Genomic DNA, 16,962 nt, shown 5'->3' with positions numbered 1-16,962 from the left:
CTCGCTTTTAGTTAAAAATGACCTTGTTGTTGTACTTTTTCAAAGTAATCGGTGAACCATTTTTCAGTGTAGCGCACCAAATTATTTTGTGAATTATCGTTAAAGCGACAAATGCTAATATTCCAAGGAAAGACCGGATCAAACTGGCGATGCTCGATTTGCGTACCGGCATAGTTGCCACCGATTGGGGCAGCGATAATGCCAACCGTATCCATCTCTTCACACATGTTTAAGATCAAGTCCCATGAACCCGTTTGTAAGAAAAAATTTGGATGTAAGTTGTGTTCGCGGAAGAGTTGCTTCACTTGGTAAGTCACCATGAAGCTATCATCTAGCGTGACGATCCGTTCTTGACCAATCTCCTTTAGTGGGATGGCACCGTTAAAGTCATGAAAGCGATGTTGTGGATTGAACCAAACCGCGACTGAATCACGATAAATAATTTGTTCTTTGATGGCTGGAAAAGTCGTGGGCGAGACGATAACTGCTAGATCAATCTCGTGGAGTAATAACATTTTTTGTAGTTCGTAAGCCCCTTTTTCAATAATTTGTAATTCAATGTTAGGGTTATTCAAAATAAATCCTGGAATCGCGCGATTAAAAATCGTTGAGATAATCACTGGTGCGATCCCAATCTTCACTTTACCGCGTTTGACATCGGCGTGCGCGCGAATGCTTTGTAGCATGTTTTCATAGTCGGCACTAACTTGTCGGCCATGACGAATAAGGTCTTCACCGATGGGCGTTAAGCCGGTAATCCGTCCTTTATGATGGATGAAAATTTGAATGTTTTCGGTTGCTTCCAGTTCACTGATGAGTTTGCTAAGGGCTGGTTGCGAGACATTTAAAGCTTTAGCACTTTTGGTAAGATTGTAACCGTTATCAACGATGGTAATAAGATATTGGATTTGATGAATATCCATGGTAAAAACCCTTCTTTCTGACTCAACTTTTAAGGTGGTGGCATGATGACCAACATAAAAACAGCTTTGTTAACAAAAATCATTCCCAATCCGACCGGCAATCGACCGGTGGTACTAGGAATTACTGGAAGTGTCGCATCTGGCAAGACCACATTGGCACGCCAAATTCAACGTCAATATCAACAGTTACGACCAGATTTGACTTGTGTGTTAGTGTCGACTGATGACTTCTTGTGGTCAAATGCGGTATTAAAGCAGCGCCAATTATGCATTAAAAAAGGGTTCCCGGTCAGTTACGATCACCACTTGATGGCGCGTTTCGTGACTGCGATTCAGCAAGGTCAAGCCATTACACTTCCAACCTACAATCATGCCACGAATGACTTGGACCAGCAACTGCGGCAAGTCATTTATCAGCCAGATGTCTTGATCATCGAGGGGTTAATGGTGTTGCAACCGACGTTACGGCAGTTACTAACCACCAGTCTCTTTTTAGCCGTAGACCCAACGTTAAATTATCAATGGTATTTGCAACGCTGTGAAAAGCTAGATTTGGCCGCTAAGTACGGCCAAACCTGGGCTGAATTTGAACCAATTGCGCGCAAGAACTGGGTGGCCATCAATCAACGGAACTTTGATGAAAATGTTGCCCCCTTACAAGCGCTGGCGACTTGGCAAGCGCGAGTCGTTGCCGGTCATCGGTTGGCTTGGATTGCACCGACTGCCACTACGACCGTGGCGCAACCGAACTTACTAGTTAGTGAACAATAATCGTCAGGAGGGTTTTAAAATGGAATTTATGACAAGTGATGGGGTGCGGTTAGTCTATGATGATGTGGGGACTGGGCAACCGGTTTTGATTATGACGGGCTATGCCGGTTATAAGGAGATTTGGCGGGCGCAAGTCGAAACGTTAGTATCACAAGGTTATCGCGTCATCAATCTGGACCGCCGTAATCATGGTCGTTCTGAAACCACGACGAAAGGGCTACGGATGAGTCGACAAGCCAAAGATGTGGCCGAATTGTTGGCTTACTTGAACGTGACAAATGTTGACATGATGGCAAACTCGATGGGGGTTGCGGTTATTTGGGCCTATTGTTCATTGTTCGGTGACCGGTTGATTCATAAAATCATTAGTGTTGATCAGTCGCCAAAGATGATCAGTGACGCGTCGTGGCCTTATGGGATGTTGGACTTGACTTGGGATAACTTCCCTAAAGCGGCGGAAGAGATGTATCACGTGCATACCACGTATCATCGCATCGATGATCTGACGTTTCAAGCAGTTAAAGCAGCGCAAGGTGATCAGCAGTTTGACTATGCGCTTAATCGGCCGTTGTTATATGACCATGCCTTTCAAGACTGGCGTGATGTGATCAAACGATTACAAGTGCCGGTGTTGTTTATGGCGGGTGCTAAGACGCAATTTTGGTCACCAGAGCAAGCCGCGGCGACAGCGAAGTTATGTCCACATGGTATGGCCTTTGTGATGCCAGAAGCAGGGCATATCTTAATGGCCGAACAGACTGAGAAGTTCAATCAAGTGATGTTAGATTTCTTCAATTAAATAGTGATGCAATTAGCGGACGACTTTGGCTTAAAAGGTGGCCCGCTTTTTTGCTGGCAACGGTTAATAATTGTGAGCGATGAAGCAAACCCGTATAATGATGATAAAAATGAACTTAATGCTAGGAGGTGACGGTGTGAAATCAGCAAAATGGACGACCTATTTAGACCGCCTTAGTTTAACAATAACGATTTGGGTGGCACTGGGCTTGCTGGTATTGAACGTGGTTGAAGTCAGTGTCTTATATTATTTAAATCATAATCAGTTGGCCGTCATTTTTGCAGGCTTGCCCATTTTGATCATGGCTTTAACGTTGGTCAAACCAATCTTAAAACAGACGTTGAGCGGACCACGAGTTGACTTAGGTGGTTTTGAACTAGATGATTTCTCACTATTTGATGCCGCCTTTGTTTTGGTTGCAATGGTGCTATTCTTTTTTGATATCACGTCGATCGAGTGGTTCTGGTTAGTATTAACGATCACGGTCGTCGTAACTGGTCGTTTGTGGGAACGACAAGCATCGTTAAAGCAGATGTTACAGCTGTTTTGGTGGTTACTGATTTTGAATTTACCGGTGATGGTTGTTTATGCTAATGTGGGGACTTTTAAAGGGTTTTAGCTTGAATATTGTAATCGTGATGAATTATGGGTGTTAGTGCCATAGTTGGCTATATTAGAGGAGTTACGCGATGAAGACTGAAGCAAGGATTAGAAACGCTTTGTATATAGGTGTACTTCTTGTCATGGTAATTTCGGGCTTTATACCAGCCTTGCACGTGAATAGGTTACCGGGGATGATAATTTCAGTAGTAGCGGTGTTTGTATTAGATTACGGCAGGATAGGCGGTAAGTTGAATGCTTATTTTGTTAAGCAGATAAAGGGTAGGTTCTCAAAAAAATAGTCATATATTATGTAGTAAAAATATTTAGAAGTCTGAACGGAACTAGGTTAATAAAAACAATCCCGACTGAACAGCTCGTCAGTCGGGATTGCTTTTATTTCTACTTATAATTACTAATCTCAATCAAGTTATTATCAGGGTCACGCACATACAAAGAAGTCAGCTTACCGTGAGCGCCGGTACGTTCAACGGGGCCTTCGACGATATCAACGAAGTAGCTCTTTAAATGATGTTGAATGTCGTCGATGCTGTCTTTGGCGATCAGACATAAGTCGGCACTCCCGGGTGTTGGTTTGGCAGCGACTGGGGTATGGGGTTCAGCGACCGTTTGAAAATTAATCTTTTGTTTGCCGACTAAGACGGCTTGGCGGTCACCATCAAATGTGACGATGGGTAAATCGAAAACTTCATGATAAAAACGCAATGACCGGGCGATGTCAGTTACGGTCAAAACGATGTGATCAATATCGCGAATATTCACAGGCTCAAATCCTTTCAAAATGAATTCGGTTACCAGTATACCACGACGTCCAAGAATTTTGACAACGCTCGTAATTCATAGTAAGGTATTAATTACTACGATAGGAGGACTATTTGTGATAACGATTCGACCAGCCAATCAAGACGACGCGGGCCAGATAGCACCGCTAATTAATATGATCTTTGATGAAATGCAACTTGAGGAACTTGACGACATCCCTGAACCTGACTTAGAGCAGGCCATTACTGCCGCGTACCGGACACCAGCTTATTTGTCCGATATGGCGACGACGGTAGTGGCCGAGGCCGATGGTCAAGTGGTTGGGGTGGCGTTTGGTTACCCCGACAAAAATGAGGATGCAGTTGACGATGTGCTTGCACAAGTCACTGCGGATAACGATGCGTTTGGTTCAGCATTTGAAGCTGAAGCAGAAAGTTATGAACATGAATGGTACTTGGACTCGATTGCGGTTGATCCCAATTATCAAGGTCACGGGATTGGGGGGCGCTTATTAGCGGCCTTACCAAAATATGCACGGGCTGCCGGTCAACAACGGATCGGCTTGAACGTGGATATGGCTAACCCGGGTGCCAAGAAGCTATACGACCGATATGATTATGAAACGGTCGGCATTAAGCCAATTGGTGATCACATGTATTTCCATATGCAGTATGAGTTAGATAAAGACTTAGTCATGGCCTAGCCGCCACCTAAGTTTTTGCGACAGGCCTCGTTTCAATGACGGGGCCTGTTTTGCAGAGTTAATAAATGAAAGTAGGATGAAAACAGCATGGCTTTACTAGAAGTAACCGACCTCTCGCAAAGTTTCGCCGATCGTAAACTTTATGAAGACGCGAACTTTACGTTAGAAAAGGCCGATCACATGGGGATTGTCGGCCAAAACGGCGCCGGCAAGAGTACCTTAATTAAGATTTTAACCGGTCAGATTTTACCATTAACTGGCCAAATTAAATGGCAACACAATATTCGGACGGGTTATTTGGACCAATACGCCGACATTCCAGCCGGGATGACGTTATATGATTTTCTGAAAACGGCTTTTCAACGGCTTTATGATTTAGATGCTAAGATGCAACAATATTATGCCGACTATGCGGAAAATATGGCCGACAGTTTATTAGAAAAAGCCGGTCGGATTCAAGAAACGTTGGAGGCTAACAACTTCTACGATATTGAAACCGAAATGGAACGGGTCATTACTGGGCTTGGTTTGGATGAAATTGGTCGCGACCATGTCATTAGTGAAATGTCTGGTGGGCAACGGTCTAAGATTATCTTGGCAAAGTTGTTACTAGAAGATCCCGACGTCATCATCTTGGATGAACCAACCAACTATTTAGATACAGCGCACATTGCGTGGTTAGTTGATTATTTGAATAGTTTTGAAGGGGCCGTCATGGTCATTTCCCATGACTATGATTTCTTACAACAAGTCACCAACTGTATTTGTGATGTGGCTTTTGGCAAAATCATCAAGTATCGTGGGGACTTTAAGTCAGCGATGCGCCAAAAAGAAGCGCGTAAAGAAGCGCAATTAAAAGCTTTTGAAAAGCAACAAGTTGTGATCGACAAAGCTGAAAAGTTTATTCGTAAGAATAAGGCGGGGTCAAAGTCAACGATGGCTAAGTCACGGGAAAAGATGCTATCGCATTTGGACCGGGTCGATCCACCGAGTGAGAATGTGCATGCGAAGTTTGCTTTCCCATACTTAGATACGGGGTCGCAAAACGCCTTAACGGTTAAGCAATTATCCGTTGGTTATGGCAAACCATTACTGGCACCGGTCACCTTTACGATGACTGGTGGCGAAAAGTTAGCCTTTAAAGGATTTAACGGGGTTGGTAAGTCAACACTGATTAAGTCGATTTTAGGCGTGATTCCATCCTTAGGTGGGACCTCTAACTTCTCACCATCGGCGAAGATCAATTATTTCAATCAAGATTTGGAATGGGATAATCCCCAATTGACACCGTTAGAAACAATTCAAAACGAATATCCAACGATGTTACCAAAGACGATTCGGACGAAGTTAGCGAAGTGTGGGATCAATGCCGCTAACGCGATGAAGCCGATGCACTTACTAAGTGGTGGGGAACAGACTAAGGTGAAGTTGGCATTACTTGAACTAGTACCAAGTAACTTCTTAATCATGGATGAACCGACTAACCATTTGGACGATGAAACCAAAGAAGGGCTGAAAAAAGCCTTACAAGCCTTTCCAGGTAACTTGATTTTGGTCAGCCATGAAAGTAGTTTTGTGGATGGTTGGATCAATAAACAATTGAACGTTGAAAAGTTAAGCTTAAAAGAACGGCAAGACTAACGTAGCTAAAAATGGCGACCAGCTCATTACGAGATGGTCGCCATTTTTTATTTTAATGATATAAATCGAACCGACCTTTATGCAACATCGTGCTTAAGTGGGCACTTTCCATCAAGGAGCGGTCGGTAATAACTTTCTTCAACGCTGACGCCATGTAACCATGCACCTGACGTTGACTGCTTAAAATTTCACCGATACCATCACGATCACTTAACGATGCCACGGTTCCACTTGATTGATAGACGAACGGCGTCGTTGCTTGGTCATGTCGTAATTGACCAATGTTTTTAGCGGCTTGTTCACCAGCCGCTAAGGCAATTTGCGCTGTCGTTGGGTAAGGGCGGTTGCTGTTAGGGTCCATGACTGCGGACACATCGCCAACGATGAAGACCTCGGGATGATCAGCTAGTGACAAGTCCGGTTCGACCATGACCCGATTCCGGCGTTGTTGGAAGTTAGAGTCGGCAATCACATGTGAGCCACTGACCCCCACAGTCCAAATAATCGTGTTAGCGGTAAACGTCTGGGCTTGATCATTTTCATCTTGATAGACGACAGCGCCGGGCTGAATTTCAGTAATGCTAGCGCCTAAGCGCATTTCAACGTCGTGTTTCGCCATAAAGTTGATCGCATAATCGCGTAAAGGTTGTCCAAACATCGGTAAGATCGACGGCATCCGTTCGAAACAAACTAACTTAACGGCGGGCGTTTGATACTTTGCCTGTAGTTTTGGCAGCGATTGTGTCAGTTCGCCGAGGAGTTCAATCCCGGTAAAGCCGGCACCACAAACGGCGATTTTTAAGTCGTCGTGATTTTTAGTTTTAGCATAACCAGCAATGGTTTGCTCAATATGCTGGTAGACGGCTTCAGAAGTGGCTAAATCGTCCATTGGTAAGGAGTTTTCAGTGACGCCTTTAATGCCAAAGGTTTCAGATTGAAAGCCGAGGGCAACGATCAGATAATCGTATTGTAGATCCGGATGATCCGCAAACGTGACGGTTTGGTCCGCAACGGCGATCCCGGTGACCGTCGCTTCAATAAAGGTCACGCGTTTGCCGATGACGCTCGGAATGTCATAAGTGATTTTGGCTGGATCAATCGTACCAGCGGCGACTTCGTGTAAATTGGTTTTTTCCGTATGAATTGCCGTTTGATCAACTAAGATGATTTCATCGGTTGCGGGCGCACTCTTTTGTAAAAACTTAACTGCGCGCATGCCGGCGTAACCACCACCAAGTACTAAAATAGTTGCCATGTGTGATAACCTCTTTTCAAAATCTATTAAACTAGTTTTAACCAGATATATACAAAATGATAAATGCCATTAACTTCGATTGCTTTTATGGTACACTCTTTAACTTGAAAATGCAGGTAAAACGGCATGAAGATTGATTATTAATTAAAAAACAGCGCCCCGTCATGGTGACGAGTCGCTGTTTTAATGTTAGTGAATAATGAAACCTATTCAACAATATGACTTAAGTCGTGATCTTCAGGTAACGTTAGGCCACGGTTAGCGACACTGGTTGAGAAGACGATTTGAGTACTCGTTTTACCAAAAGTTTGAATCTGATTAACAAACTCATCTAAGGCTTGGGTGGACTCAAAAATGACCTTCATGATCTGCGAATACTCGCCAGTGACACAATCACACTCTAAAACGTTGGGGATACTTTCAACAAACGGGTAGAACCGTTCTTTTTGGGTGGGTTCTAGTTGGAGCTGAATATAAGCTTTAATATGGTAGTTTAATTTCTCATAACTGAGGTTCGCCTGATAATCACGAATAATACCGCTGCTTTTAAGGCGGGCAATCCGTGCCGAAATAGCTGGCGAAGAAATAAAACATTGGTCAGCTAAAGCCTTGAGCGAGATGCGCGCGTCCGCTTGTAAGGCGTTCAGAATCTTCAAATCGGTCTTGTCCATGAGCAAAAACGCCTCCCTGAGTAATTATTAGTATGATAGCATACTTTCACAGTGATTTTTAATTTTAGGCCGAAGTTTGTTGAAGAAAGGTTAACAACTTTACTGGAAAAGTAGTGAGCGGGTAAAATTGGCGTATGATAAAGTGGATAAGATTGATAGGAGGGATTGCGATGCAAACTGCAAGGGTACGTGCAGCAGTAGCCAATGTCTGGCAACGGCCACAAGTTCGAACGATTGACCGCCCGGCCTTGCAAAATGCCGGCTTGGCACCATGGCTGCAACAGATGAACGATGCCGATACGGTGACACTAGAACGGGATAACTTAATGGGGACCCAAGCGTTATTCAATGATCCAGTCTTGATTGATCGTGTTGTCAATGGTTGGGCCTACGTCTATGTGGTATCACAACGAGACCCCCAGCATCCACAAGGCTATCCTGGTTGGATTTGGGCGGCGCAATTATCAACGGCGGCATTACCAGTTCAGACTGGCCCAACGGTGACGATCAGACAGGCATTTACGCCATTGTTACAAGCAGATGGGCGGACGATGCTAGTTTTAAGCATTGGGACCCAGCTGCCAGTCGTCTCGACTAAAGATCCACGCTATACGTTAGTCCAAACGCCATTAGGAATTGGTAAAGTGGCTAAACGGGCCACGCAATTTGGTTTTGCCACTGCGGGGTTAACGCCCGGTGAAACGGTGGTTAAGTTAGGGACGACATTCTTAGATTTGCGTTATTTATGGGGTGGTCTGAGCGGCTTTGGCTTTGATTGCTCGGGTTTTGCTTACACGTTGCACCGCTGCATTGGCGTGTCGCTAGCGCGTGATGTGAGTGAACAAGTTTTAGGTGGCAAGTCGGTGTCGTTAGCCGACGCTCAACCGGGTGACCTATGTTTCTTTGCTCACGATCACGGGCAGGGTAGCCTGCATCATGTGGCGATTTACGCGGGTGATGGGTGGCTTTTACACTCACCGACGCCGGGGAAACACGTGACTTATTTACAATTATCAGCAACTTATTTAAAGGACGAATTAGTCCAGATTAAACGATATTGGCAAACTGAATGAGGCGAAGATTAGTGCGAAAATGGCGATTAGGGGCCTGGTTAGGTCTAATTTTAGGGATAGTAGTGAGTTTAAGTGGGTGTGCGAGTCAGTCGACTAGTCGCACCAAAAGTAGTAGCAGTAGTCAGCAGCCAAAATCGGCTTATGTGACGAGTAGTCGACCGACATTTTATGTGCATGGCTTTCAAGGGAGTGCGCAATCAACCAATACGTTGATCAAACATGCTGAAAAGACGGCGCATGCTCATAAAGTTTATGTCGCAACGGTCAGCACTAGTGGTCAAGTGACCTTGAGTGGGAATTGGTCCGCTAAGACGCGTAACCCGATTATTCAAGTGGTTTTTAAAAATAATCTGGCCCAATATGACCAACAAAGTGCTTGGTTAGCCAAAGTCATTACGACTGTGCAGCAAGCGCATCACTTTAGTTCCTATAATATTGTGGCGCACTCCGCGGGCTGTGTGGCCAGTGTGAACATGTTGATGACTAAGCAGGCCAGTGATTTTCCAACGATTAATAAGTTGGTGACCATTGCCGGGCCATTTGATGGTGTCGTTGGTGAAGATGATGTGGCCAATCAAAACTCATTTTTGGCTTCGGGTGAACCGAAGTACTTGCACGCGGCTTATGAGCTGTTAGCGGCCAAACGGGCAAACTTTCCGAATGGGGTGCACTTGTTAAATGTTGTCGGCAACTTGGATGATGGGACGAATTCAGATAGTTTAGTCACCAATGTCTCTGCCCGGTCAATCAAGTATTTGACGCGTGGTCATCAAGTGGTTTATACCGAAAAGGATTTTCACGGCAAGCATGCACAACATAGTCAATTACATGAAAATGCCAAAGTTGCGTTAACCATTGATCGTTATTTGTGGCATCGTTAGACAGAAAAGTTCTCGCCTGAAGTTTTGTTCAGGACGAGAACTTTTTTCGTCACGCGATGGCCCGCTGATCCATCTGCTTACATGAAAAATAACACATACGCTAACCGTGCTAAGTGGAAGAGCGCGTACAAAGCGAATAAATAAACGACTGTCATGCCTCCGTAGGCTAAATATTTATAATTGCGCATCTCGCTACCCCCTTACTTTGATACTTTAAGTGTAAAGCGTGGAATCCCAAATGACAACGCTAACAACTCCGATTCAAAACAAAAGTTGTAATATTTTAGTTTGGTAACTTAATATTTAATTATTAATAATAGGCGACAATTTGATATTGTCTTATGATAACGGTGTGGACAATTGATCGGGAATTGTGTTGATTTTGTAAAGAATTGTATGCTTTGTGTTAATTAAAACGTACGTTCTAATAAGTATGTTATAGTGAGTTCGTTGGTTAAATTGAAAGTTGGGGGCGATAACGCGTAACGTTGATTGCAGGTTAAGAAAAGGCTAAGTTTCAGCCTTTAAAAATATTACCGAGGCAAAGTAGTCGCTTTAGTGGGGGCAATGTGCTAAAGTTAACACTTGGTTTGAAGGTGATTCCAAACCAGATCAACTAAGCATCTCAGATTTTTGAATAAATATGGCAGTATTAAATACTTGACCCAGTATGAGTACCCAGAATTATTTGCAAAATTTCCTGAGCGTTAGGAAAGGACGTAATTAAATGCGAGTAACGATTAAAAATGGTCGTGAGGTTTATCAAAATATTCCATTAATGACCGCAAGACAACGCTATATCAAGGCGGATGTCTGGGAAATCAAGAAAGCCATTATTGAAAAGTCCGCCATCAATGGCTGGACGGTTCAGGCTTTACAACAATAACAGACAAATAAACTGCGACTCGACAGATTGACTGTCGGGTCTTTTTTTGTGTCATGACAGCTGTTAATCGCTGATGTGCTTTGTAAATAAAAATGAACATTAATTATTTTTATGGGGTGTCTTGACAGCTAAAAAACGACATGATACGCTGTTACCACCTTAAAGGTAAAAATACCTGTCAAATAACGGCGCTGTTATTGGGGAAATTATTGGGGGAGTTATTTCATGGAAGTTAAGGGCCATAAGCTCTTATTGTTAATTGGGACGGCATGGTTATTTGATGCCTTGGATGTTGCATTATTATCATTTATTATGCCGGCAATCAAAACGAGTTGGCATTTATCTGCAGGACAACTGGGCGTTGTTAGTTCAGTAACCTCATTAGGGATGTTTTTTGGTGCGATTGTGTTTGGGCATTTAGCAGATAAGATTGGTCGCAAACCAATCATGCTCACGACCTTGCTATTATTTTCAATCGGGAATTTATTATTAGCAGTGACACCAAATGTGACATGGTTTATTATCGTGCGTTTCATTACTGGATTGGGTCTCGGGGGCGAATTACCAGTTGCCACGACGATTATTGCTGATCACTTTAAAGGGCCGCAACGGTCACGGATGCTCGTATTAGTCGATAGTTTTTGGGCATTTGGTTGGATCTTAGCTGCTGTGCTGGCATTTTCAGTCATGTCACGGATCGGTTGGCGAATTACGGTGGTCATTACCGCATTTATGGGGTTATATGCGATTTTGATGCGGCGTCATTTGCCAGAGACCCATACCGCGGAAGCGGGTAAATATGACTTTAAAGAAGCTTGGCAACGGGTCTGGTCATCAACGTATTGGCGCACGACCTTGTGCTTAGGCATTTTGTGGTTCGTGATTATGTTTGTCTATTACGGGATGTTTTTATGGTTACCGACGGTGTTAGTTAGCCGGGGGTTCCCAGTGGTCAAAGGGTATGGGTATACCGTTTTAATGAGTATCGCGCAGTTGCCAGGGTATTATTTAGCTGCCTGGTTAGTCGGACGGGTGTCACGTAAATTAGTGTTAAGTATCTACTTGTTCGGTACGATGATTAGTGCCGCAGCCTTTGGTCTAGCAGCGTCTAATATGGCAATTTTGATTAGTGGTGCTTGGTTATCATTCTTTACTTTGGGTGCTTGGGGCATCATGATCGCTTTTACACCAGGTCATTATCCATTGTCGGTTCGTGGCATGGGCATTGGGGTCACTCAATCGATTGGCCGAATCGGCGCGATTGGTGGGCCATACTTAGTTGGGATGTTAATGGGCATTGGGTTTACGATTCCAATGGTCTTTAGCGTGTTTGTTGGGGCGTTGATCATTGGCGTCTTGGTGTTATTCTTTGGTTTAAAGGATCAGGATAACTAGGGTTTAAAGTATAGTAACGAGCTAAATTGCATCAAAAAATAGGTACGACCACCGGTTAGCTGGGTGGTCGTATTTTTTATTTGAAAAAAATAGTGACCAGTATTAAAAATACTAATACTAACGACATATTCTGACGCTTAGTGGCAAAAAAGTGGCGTATCAGTCGTCCGTAGGGGTCACACGTTTTTGAACTAAAAGTTAAGGTGTTCGACTAATGTGTGGTGATATTAGTATGACTTATAGTTGATATTTTCAATGATTAGCCTATTGAACTATCTATCAAAAGCGCCTATTATTAAGGCGTAAATAAAGAGTTATAAAATGATTACTAATATATAAATTGTTAATTTTATTGACGGGGATGTCTGTTAAGGGGGAGTTACCATGTTGCAAAATGGTGATCAAAAATTTCGGGTAAAGCTGTATAAGCATAAAAAACTCTGGGTAGCCATGGGCGTTACCACGACGATGCTGGCGCTAGGCGTCGTCCCGATGACGCCAGCCCACGCTGCGACGACGACTAATGCAACAGCTGAAGTTACCAGTGCTGCCAGCACGACCTCACAATCAGCAACTAGTCAAGCCGCTTCGGCCACGGCAAGTACGGCGGCTGCTAGCTCAGCGACAACAGAATCAACAGCTACTAGTACCGGTAGTGTGGCACCAAGCCAAGCTGATCAAGCAACGAGTACGCCAGCTAGTGCCGCAACGTCAGCAACTAGCCAAGCAACGTCAACAGCTAGCCAAACCGGTTCAGCTACGGCCGCTACTTCAACGGCCAGTATGACCGCAACCAGTGTCACACCAGCTAGTCAAACTAGTGCAGTTTCCGCCACGTCTAGTACACCGGCTAGTTCAGCCGCCACACAAACTACCGCAACAGCGACTACTTCAGCTGCGACGCAAACCACCACGACTGGGTCGAATACAGCCACGTCGCCAGTCCGGTCACGGGCCGCTTTAATGAAGGCTGCGACACCAGCGGCAACTGCCGATACGACGACACCAAGTGATGATACGGTGGTAACGATTGCCGATGCGAACTTGAGTAATGCGATTAAAACCGGTCTAGGATTAGCAACGACGGCTGATATTACGGTTGGTGATTTACGCAATTATAATACCTTACAAGGCAACTTAGTCATTAATACTGATACGACGCCAGTAGCAACCCTAGCTGGAATTGAAAGTTTAAAATACTTTACCACTAAACGCTCGATTGAATTAACGTTAAGAATTGCGACGCCACAAACTAAAACGATTGATTTAAGTGAATTAGGCGGCTTGAACATTAGTAGATTGATTGTTGAAGATACCTATATGAGTTATGTTAATTTACAAGGGTTAACTGCCATCGATCCAACTAATATTAGTTATGTTGATCTTGATGCTCATGATGGTGAATTTCAAGGCCACCAATACGGCATGACTAATGCCCAACTTAAACAGTTGGGGCCATGGTTAACGGCGATTGGCAATAATAATGTTTCCCAATATATTGGCCTCACTAACAATTGTTTAACGGACTTTTCACCGCTGTCAGGTATTACCAAATCGGGTGCATATATTGCGGCGATTGGTCAGATGGTCGTCCGAGCGAATGATCCAGCTAATCCCATTAATGTGGTTGCTAACCAAACTGCAACCTTCACTGGCATGACGATTACGGGTGTTCAAGGAGAGACAATCAATGATGCCTTTGGTTATTCGTTTAATAACACCAAAGGTATTCGGCAACCAATTACTGTATTGGGCAACAATCAGTATCAAATCGATAATATTCAACAGTTAACCAATACACCAGGCTATTTAGTCTATGGCAACTTAGGGATGCCGTACACAACGAATTGGACTTCATCCGCACAATATGTCTTTATTGAATATGCTAATGGGGTTAAATTCTCAACAGATATGATGATTTATCAAAAGGTCAATTTCCAAGCATACCCTAGTGTCACGATCAAGTATGTCGATCAAAATGTGCAACCGATTGCTGGTGTCAGTGATCAAGTCGTTGCGGGAACTAATATTGGTGATAGTTATGATTTAAGTAGCTATAAATCAGTTGATAACTACATTACCTATGCGACGAGCGGTACTGTTACCGGGACCTTTACCCAAGATCCGCAGACCTTTTATGTCATGCTAATTCCAAAGGTTGCGGCAGGCAATGTAACGGTCAACTATGTGGATACTAAGGGCAATATTTTAAGCACCGATACAGCGACTTATCCAAATGGCCAATATGTCTCACTCAGTTATCAAACGACGGCTAAGAAGATTGCTGGCTACACGTTTAGTCAGATGGGTACCGACAGTTTAGCGGCTAATGGGACGTTGACCGCTGACGGTGGAACGGTCACTTATGTCTATACGAAAGATCCCGTCGCCCAAGGTCAATTTAAGGTGACTTATATTGATGATACGACTGGCGAAACCTTACAGTCACTCACATTAAGTGGTGACCAAGGCGCTGTTAGTGATTATGCAACGGCGGCAACGATTGCACAATATGTTGCGCGTGGGTATCAACTAGTTAGTGACGATGTTCCAAGTACTGGGGCGACTTATCCGACCACGGCGACAGCTTACACCGTTCATTTGCAGCATGGCCAACAAGCCGTGACCGCTGCAGATCAATTGCAAAAAGTTGTGACACGAACGATCCACTTTGTCACGAGCGACGGGCAGACGTTAGTGCCTGATCAAGTGGCGACAGTTAAATTTACCCGGACCGGCCAACTTGATATGGTGACGTTAGTGCCAACCTATAGTGCTTGGCAACCAGCAACCGGGCAATTTACAGCGGTGACAGTGCCAACGATTGATGGCTATACAGCTGATCAAACAACCGTACCAGCCACTACGGTTACACCAACGAGTGCGGACTTAACAACGACCGTCACGTATACGGCGGTGCCTGTTATCCCAACTGATCCGGATGATGGCAACAATGGTGGGACAACCACGACGCCAACTGATCCAGATCCTGATAATAATGGTGGCACCACGACAACGCCAGGACCAGATGATAATGGCACATTGACGAATCCTGATGGTGATGGGGATCAGCTTAATCCAGGCACGTCAGTTACCGTTAAGCCCACGACACCAGTCAAAACTGTGAATGCTGGTCATGGTGATCCAAAGGCACCAACGTCATTAGCCAAAGCAAAACCAACTAATGTGGATGATGGTCAAGCGGCGACGATTCAACCTAAGGTAGCTACTAAATCGGTAATGCCAACGACCAAATCTGTAAGTACGCCAGCAGTCACGATGAAAGCGACGGCAACTGCATTAAAGCCGGTCGTCACACCAGCAACTAAGTCGAGCACGTTGCCACAAACTGATGAACGAGCATCGGCGACTGGTATCATCGCCAGTTTAGGGGTATTACTCATGACAGTCTTAACGGCCATCGGTTTAAAACCGAAACGACGTGAACAATAAAACTAAACGTAACGACAACGTCTAATTGCAACGCGCTAAATCGCACTAATTAAGGTTAGTGTCGGATTTAGCGCGTTTTTTGTCTTAAATTGTTCATTTGAAATTAGTGTAGTATATTTATAGTTATAAGGTTTATTAGGTTAAATCCATTAAAATATCATTAATAGTTAAGTGAAAAAACAATGACGTTGACTCAGATTCGTGTTAATCTGAAAGGCAACAATGAGGAACGAAAGGAAGTTGTGCGGGGTATTATGAAACAAAAATCAATCGATAATTTCGTGTTTTGGGGCATGATTTTAATCTTAATTTATCAATACACCTTGCTGTATTTGAGTGTTATCAGCGGGTCGTGGATTAACTTTCTAATTGTGGCGGGTGCCTTTGGTTTAGGCCTCTTCTTAGGACGAACGATTTATATTATTTTAGGTGGCGTGCTCTCATTTGTCAGCATGAGTGCGGGTGCTTTGATGTTATTGATGCCCTATACCCGCGAAATGTATTTGTGGTCAGCGGTTGCGTTGTTGACAATTACCCCGTTAACAACTTACTTGATGTATTTATTAGACCATCAGTTATTGAAACGCAAGGCGCTGGCGCAAGAATTAGCTAAGCTGCAACAAGAAAAACCAGATCTAGAAGTGTTGACTGGAGCGCTAAATGAAGCTGCCTTGGAACGTGCGGTACAGCGTGAATTAAAGTTAGTCTTTTATCATGAACAAGATTATCGTTTTACCTTAACAATGGTTAAGATTGATTTTCTAGAAAATGTCGTTAACTTTTTAGGGCATGATCGCTTTAATGACTTATTGCGAGCGACGACCCGACATTTGGAATCAATGTTATTTACAGTCGATCATCTCTATTATATTGATGAAGGCCGGTTTGTCATCTTGTCACCGATGTTAGGTGCGGACAATGCCCCCATTATGAAACGCAAGATCAAAGAACACATTAATGACATTGCCGAAGAGTTCGGGCTGGCCCGCAATGCATTAGTGCTAAGGATGGGACAAGTGTCATATTCATCTCAAGATAAGGTCCTCAATCGCAGTGTTGAAGATGCCTTAGCGCAACTTGATCGTAGTGCTGAAACGGATATTGTTAAGGAATACCTCTAAAGGAGGA

Annotated in this window: 16 protein-coding genes; 12 read left to right on the top strand and 4 right to left on the bottom strand. The window is 44.0% G+C overall.

What is annotated here, in order from left to right; genetic code table 11:
• Positions 1–11: 11 nt before the first annotated feature.
• Entirely contained in the window at positions 12–923 is a 912-nt protein-coding gene (locus FFM75_RS01420) for a LysR family transcriptional regulator (protein ID WP_137627415.1), read from the bottom strand.
• Between the two features lie 45 nt (positions 924–968).
• Between FFM75_RS01420 and FFM75_RS01415 the strand changes: the two genes are divergently transcribed.
• The 4 genes from FFM75_RS01415 (at position 969) to FFM75_RS01400 (ending at position 3,395) form a co-directional block, all read left to right on the top strand.
• The gene (locus tag FFM75_RS01415; protein WP_171001407.1) at positions 969–1,694 is read left to right on the top strand and encodes a type I pantothenate kinase; all 726 of its coding nucleotides are present in this window, start codon (positions 969–971) and stop codon (positions 1,692–1,694) included.
• A 19-nt stretch (positions 1,695–1,713) separates the two neighbouring features.
• On the top strand, positions 1,714–2,493 hold the full coding sequence (locus tag FFM75_RS01410) for an alpha/beta fold hydrolase (RefSeq protein ID WP_137627413.1): 780 nt from the start codon (positions 1,714–1,716) through the stop codon (positions 2,491–2,493).
• Between the two features lie 136 nt (positions 2,494–2,629).
• Positions 2,630–3,112, top strand: coding sequence for a hypothetical protein (locus FFM75_RS01405; RefSeq protein ID WP_137627412.1), 483 nt, complete (start codon positions 2,630–2,632; stop codon positions 3,110–3,112).
• Positions 3,113–3,182: 70 nt separating this feature from the next.
• Positions 3,183–3,395, top strand: a complete 213-nt coding sequence (locus tag FFM75_RS01400; protein ID WP_137627411.1) for a hypothetical protein — start codon at positions 3,183–3,185, stop codon at positions 3,393–3,395.
• A gap of 100 nt (positions 3,396–3,495) precedes the next feature.
• Here FFM75_RS01400 and FFM75_RS01395 read toward each other — a convergent pair whose 3' ends face one another.
• Positions 3,496–3,876 carry a VOC family protein gene (locus FFM75_RS01395; RefSeq protein ID WP_223876582.1) on the bottom strand — a complete coding sequence of 127 codons (381 nt, stop codon included), beginning with the start codon at positions 3,874–3,876 and terminating at the stop codon, positions 3,496–3,498.
• 115 nt (positions 3,877–3,991) lie between these two features.
• Here FFM75_RS01395 and FFM75_RS01390 point away from each other — a divergent pair, with 115 nt between their 5' ends.
• A complete protein-coding gene (locus FFM75_RS01390; RefSeq protein ID WP_137627409.1) occupies positions 3,992–4,579 on the top strand; it encodes a GNAT family N-acetyltransferase in 588 nt (195 codons plus the stop codon).
• Between the two features lie 87 nt (positions 4,580–4,666).
• Complete coding sequence (locus tag FFM75_RS01385) at positions 4,667–6,220, top strand: ABC-F family ATP-binding cassette domain-containing protein (RefSeq protein WP_137627408.1); 1,554 nt, start codon at positions 4,667–4,669, stop codon at positions 6,218–6,220.
• Positions 6,221–6,272: 52 nt separating this feature from the next.
• On the opposite strand, the gene FFM75_RS01380 is transcribed toward FFM75_RS01385, so the two are convergent.
• Positions 6,273–7,475, bottom strand: coding sequence for an NAD(P)/FAD-dependent oxidoreductase (locus FFM75_RS01380; RefSeq protein ID WP_137627407.1), 1,203 nt, complete (start codon positions 7,473–7,475; stop codon positions 6,273–6,275).
• 206 nt (positions 7,476–7,681) lie between these two features.
• On the bottom strand, positions 7,682–8,146 hold the full coding sequence (locus tag FFM75_RS01375; RefSeq protein ID WP_137627406.1) for an Lrp/AsnC family transcriptional regulator: 465 nt from the start codon (positions 8,144–8,146) through the stop codon (positions 7,682–7,684).
• 170 nt (positions 8,147–8,316) lie between these two features.
• Here FFM75_RS01375 and FFM75_RS01370 point away from each other — a divergent pair, with 170 nt between their 5' ends.
• The 6 genes from FFM75_RS01370 to FFM75_RS01345 all read left to right on the top strand — a co-directional run bounded on the left by FFM75_RS01370 (position 8,317) and on the right by FFM75_RS01345 (position 16,955).
• On the top strand, positions 8,317–9,219 hold the full coding sequence (locus FFM75_RS01370) for a C40 family peptidase (protein ID WP_137627405.1): 903 nt from the start codon (positions 8,317–8,319) through the stop codon (positions 9,217–9,219).
• Between the two features lie 11 nt (positions 9,220–9,230).
• Entirely contained in the window at positions 9,231–10,100 is an 870-nt protein-coding gene (locus FFM75_RS01365; RefSeq protein WP_223876581.1) for an alpha/beta hydrolase, read from the top strand.
• A 727-nt stretch (positions 10,101–10,827) separates the two neighbouring features.
• Positions 10,828–10,986 carry a hypothetical protein gene (locus tag FFM75_RS01360; RefSeq protein ID WP_137627403.1) on the top strand — a complete coding sequence of 53 codons (159 nt, stop codon included), beginning with the start codon at positions 10,828–10,830 and terminating at the stop codon, positions 10,984–10,986.
• A 225-nt stretch (positions 10,987–11,211) separates the two neighbouring features.
• Positions 11,212–12,381 carry an MFS transporter gene (locus FFM75_RS01355; protein ID WP_137627402.1) on the top strand — a complete coding sequence of 390 codons (1,170 nt, stop codon included), beginning with the start codon at positions 11,212–11,214 and terminating at the stop codon, positions 12,379–12,381.
• A gap of 384 nt (positions 12,382–12,765) precedes the next feature.
• On the top strand, positions 12,766–15,834 hold the full coding sequence (locus FFM75_RS01350; protein ID WP_137627401.1) for a mucin-binding protein: 3,069 nt from the start codon (positions 12,766–12,768) through the stop codon (positions 15,832–15,834).
• A gap of 254 nt (positions 15,835–16,088) precedes the next feature.
• Positions 16,089–16,955 carry a GGDEF domain-containing protein gene (locus FFM75_RS01345; protein ID WP_171001406.1) on the top strand — a complete coding sequence of 289 codons (867 nt, stop codon included), beginning with the start codon at positions 16,089–16,091 and terminating at the stop codon, positions 16,953–16,955.
• Positions 16,956–16,962: the final 7 nt, after the last annotated feature.

Source organism: Lactiplantibacillus daowaiensis (assembly GCF_005405085.1).
Lineage (GTDB): Bacteria > Bacillota > Bacilli > Lactobacillales > Lactobacillaceae > Lactiplantibacillus > Lactiplantibacillus daowaiensis.
This window is presented reverse-complemented; position numbering and strand designations above follow the sequence as displayed.

Bases quoted from the DNA above. Each gene is read 5' to 3' on its own strand.
- FFM75_RS01420 (WP_137627415.1), bottom strand. From the start codon at position 923: ATGGATATTCATCAAATCCAATATCTTATTACCATCGTTGATAACGGT.
- FFM75_RS01415 (WP_171001407.1), top strand. From the start codon at position 969: ATGACCAACATAAAAACAGCTTTGTTAACAAAAATCATTCCCAATCCG.
- FFM75_RS01410 (WP_137627413.1), top strand. From the start codon at position 1,714: ATGGAATTTATGACAAGTGATGGGGTGCGGTTAGTCTATGATGATGTG.
- FFM75_RS01400 (WP_137627411.1), top strand. From the start codon at position 3,183: ATGAAGACTGAAGCAAGGATTAGAAACGCTTTGTATATAGGTGTACTT.
- FFM75_RS01385 (WP_137627408.1), top strand. From the start codon at position 4,667: ATGGCTTTACTAGAAGTAACCGACCTCTCGCAAAGTTTCGCCGATCGT.
- FFM75_RS01380 (WP_137627407.1), bottom strand. From the start codon at position 7,475: ATGGCAACTATTTTAGTACTTGGTGGTGGTTACGCCGGCATGCGCGCA.
- FFM75_RS01375 (WP_137627406.1), bottom strand. From the start codon at position 8,146: ATGGACAAGACCGATTTGAAGATTCTGAACGCCTTACAAGCGGACGCG.
- FFM75_RS01370 (WP_137627405.1), top strand. From the start codon at position 8,317: ATGCAAACTGCAAGGGTACGTGCAGCAGTAGCCAATGTCTGGCAACGG.
- FFM75_RS01360 (WP_137627403.1), top strand. From the start codon at position 10,828: ATGCGAGTAACGATTAAAAATGGTCGTGAGGTTTATCAAAATATTCCA.
- FFM75_RS01355 (WP_137627402.1), top strand. From the start codon at position 11,212: ATGGAAGTTAAGGGCCATAAGCTCTTATTGTTAATTGGGACGGCATGG.
- FFM75_RS01350 (WP_137627401.1), top strand. From the start codon at position 12,766: ATGTTGCAAAATGGTGATCAAAAATTTCGGGTAAAGCTGTATAAGCAT.
- FFM75_RS01345 (WP_171001406.1), top strand. From the start codon at position 16,089: ATGAAACAAAAATCAATCGATAATTTCGTGTTTTGGGGCATGATTTTA.